This window comes from Streptomyces sp. YS-3, from assembly GCF_045257485.1.
Taxonomy (GTDB): domain Bacteria; phylum Actinomycetota; class Actinomycetes; order Streptomycetales; family Streptomycetaceae; genus Streptomyces.
Genome location: NZ_JBJHPC010000829.1, coordinates 1 through 2,369 on the forward strand (window position 1 = coordinate 1; position 2,369 = coordinate 2,369).

General features: G+C 75.6%; 2 protein-coding genes and 1 pseudogene. 1 reads left to right on the plus strand and 2 read right to left on the minus strand.

The annotated features are described in order from the left end of the window. Positions 1-212: pseudogene (locus ACJA3G_RS35290) on the minus strand (lysine transporter LysE); the annotation flags it as partial. Positions 213-281: 69 nt separating this feature from the next. On the opposite strand from ACJA3G_RS35290, the gene ACJA3G_RS35295 reads away from it, so the two are divergent. Continuing rightward, positions 282-713 carry an Lrp/AsnC family transcriptional regulator gene (locus ACJA3G_RS35295; protein WP_406557110.1) on the plus strand — a complete coding sequence of 144 codons (432 nt, stop codon included), beginning with the start codon at positions 282-284 and terminating at the stop codon, positions 711-713. Positions 714-720: 7 nt separating this feature from the next. On the opposite strand, the gene ACJA3G_RS35300 is transcribed toward ACJA3G_RS35295, so the two are convergent. Continuing rightward, entirely contained in the window at positions 721-2,322 is a 1,602-nt protein-coding gene (locus tag ACJA3G_RS35300) for a GAF domain-containing protein (protein WP_406557111.1), read from the minus strand. Between the last annotated feature and the right edge of the window lie 47 nt (positions 2,323-2,369).

Consider the following 2,369-nt stretch of genomic DNA (forward strand, 5'->3'; position numbering starts at 1 on the left):
CCCGAGAGCGTCGCCGCCACCCAGGGGCCGAGCGCGGTGGCCACCGCCGCGTACGCGAAGTCGACCACCGCCACCGCCGAGGCCGCCGCGACCGCGCCGCGCCGGTCGCGCATGCCCTCCTGGACCAGCAGCACCCCGACCGCGCCCACGGGCATCGCCACGCCCAGGCCCGCCGCCGCGCCCGCCACCGCCGTCGTCCACATCCCGCTCATGGGGGTACTGTCCGACCGCGTCCGCCGGGTACGCGGCCGGATATCGGCACCGGCTGCGACAATCGCGGTATGGACCGCCTGGACAGAGACATCCTCGGTGTACTGCGGGAGGATGCGCGGATCTCGTACCGCGACCTGGGGACGAAGGTGGGGCTCAGCGCCAACGCCGCCGCCGAGCGGGTGCGGCGGATGCGCCGCGAGGGCGTCATCCGGGGCTTCACGGCCCTGATCGACCCGACGGCCGACGCGGGGGCCGGGCTCGTCGTCTTCATCGACGTCACCCTGCGCCTGGACACCACGAACGAGGAGTTCGAGAAGGTCGCCCTGAAGCTGCCCGGGATCACGGAGGTCGTGCACGTCACGGGCGAGCACGACTATCTCGTACGGGCCAGGGCGGCCGACCCGGCGGCGCTCGACGGGCTGCTGCGCCGGCTGAAACGGGAGGCGGGCGTCGCCCACTCCCACACCCGGATCGCGCTGCGCGCGGCGTCCGGGCCCTGAGCACCGGTCACACCGGCGACTGCCAGGTCACCGTCGTCCCGCGCGTCCCGTCGTCACCGCTCGCGCCGTCCGTCCCACCGCCCGTCCCGTCGCCCCTCCCGTCGTCCGTGACCTCCAGGCGGACGCCCGGGCGCCCGTCCGGCAGGACCGCCGCGGCGTCGACCAGGACCTGGACCGAGGAGACGCCCGGGCGGCGGTGCGCGGCGGCGAGCGCCGTGCGCAGGGCCGCGACGAGCTGACCGGCGGCCGGTTCGCCGACGACCGTGTCGACCGCGCCCTCGAACCGCACCGACGGGCGGAACCCGAGCAGGGCGCCCGCGCCGTCCGTCTCGCGCAGCACCCGGCCCCGTACGGTCGTCGGCGCGTCGGCGGGCGGCTGCTGGAGGGCGAAGATCGCGGTGCGGACCTCCTGGATCGTGGAGTCCAGCTCGTCCACGGCCCGGGTCAGCAGCTCGTCGGTGTCGTCGCCGGAGGCCTTCGCGGCGCGCCGGCGCGTCGACTCCAGCATCATCTCGGTGGCGAACAGCCGCTGGACGACCAGGTCGTGCAGATCGCGGGCGATACGGTCGCGGTCCTCGTACACCGCCAGCCGCTCCCGGTTGTGCTGCGCGTCCGCGAGGACGAGCGCGAGCGCCGCCTGCGAGGCGAACTGCGCGGCCAGCAGCCGGTCCACCGCGGTGTACGGCTCGGCCCCGCGGCGCCGGGGGAGCGCGAGCGTACCGATGAGCTTGCCGCCGCTCTGCAGCGGCAGCATCATGCTCGGCCCGAACCGGGTCCGTACATGGGTGGTCATTCTCGGGTCGGTCGCCGAGTCCTCGATGAACACCGGCTCGCCGCCGAGCAGTTGGACCAGGACGGGCGAGCCGGGGGCGATGGTGGTGCCCACGATGTCCCCGGGGTCGTCCGGCGCGGAGGCGGCGACGATCTCCATCCCGCCCTCCCGGGTGGGCTGGAGCACCACGCCCGCCACCGCGTCCGCGAGCAGCCGGGCCCGCTCGGCGACCGTCATCAGCGCGTCGGCCGCGGTGTCGCCGGTCAGCAGCGAGGCGGTGACGGCGGCGGCGCCCTCGATCCACCGCTCGCGGCAGCGGGCCGTCTCGTACAGCCGCGCGTTGCCGATCGCGATCCCCGCCTGCGAGGCGAGCACCCGCAGCAGCGCCAGGTCCTCGTCGGTGAACGCGCCCCCGCGCTTCTCGGCCGGACGTTTCTCGGTCGGACGCTTCTCGGTCAGACAGAGGTGGCCGAACACCTCGGTGTGTACGCGGATGGGGGCGCCCAGGAACGAGCGCATCGGCGGATGGCCGGGCGGCACGCCCGAGGAGCGCGGGTCGGCGGACAGATCGGGCACCCGCAGCGGCTGCGTGCCCTCGGCGAGCGTGCCCAGCACCCCGGCGCACCCGTCCGGGAGCGCCCCGATGCGCTCCCGCTCGGCGTCGCTGAGCCCGGCCGTGAACAGCTCGGTGAGCAGGCCGCGCTCGGGGTCGACCACGCCGAGCGCGCCGTACCGGGCGTCGGTCAGCTCGGCGGCGGTGTCGACGATGTGCTGGAGGGTGGTGCGCAGCTCGCGCTCGGAGCCGACGCCGATGACGGCTTCGAGAAGGACGGGCAGGGGGGTCGCGGCGGGGGCGTCGGCTCCGAGCGCGAGCTGCGCACCAC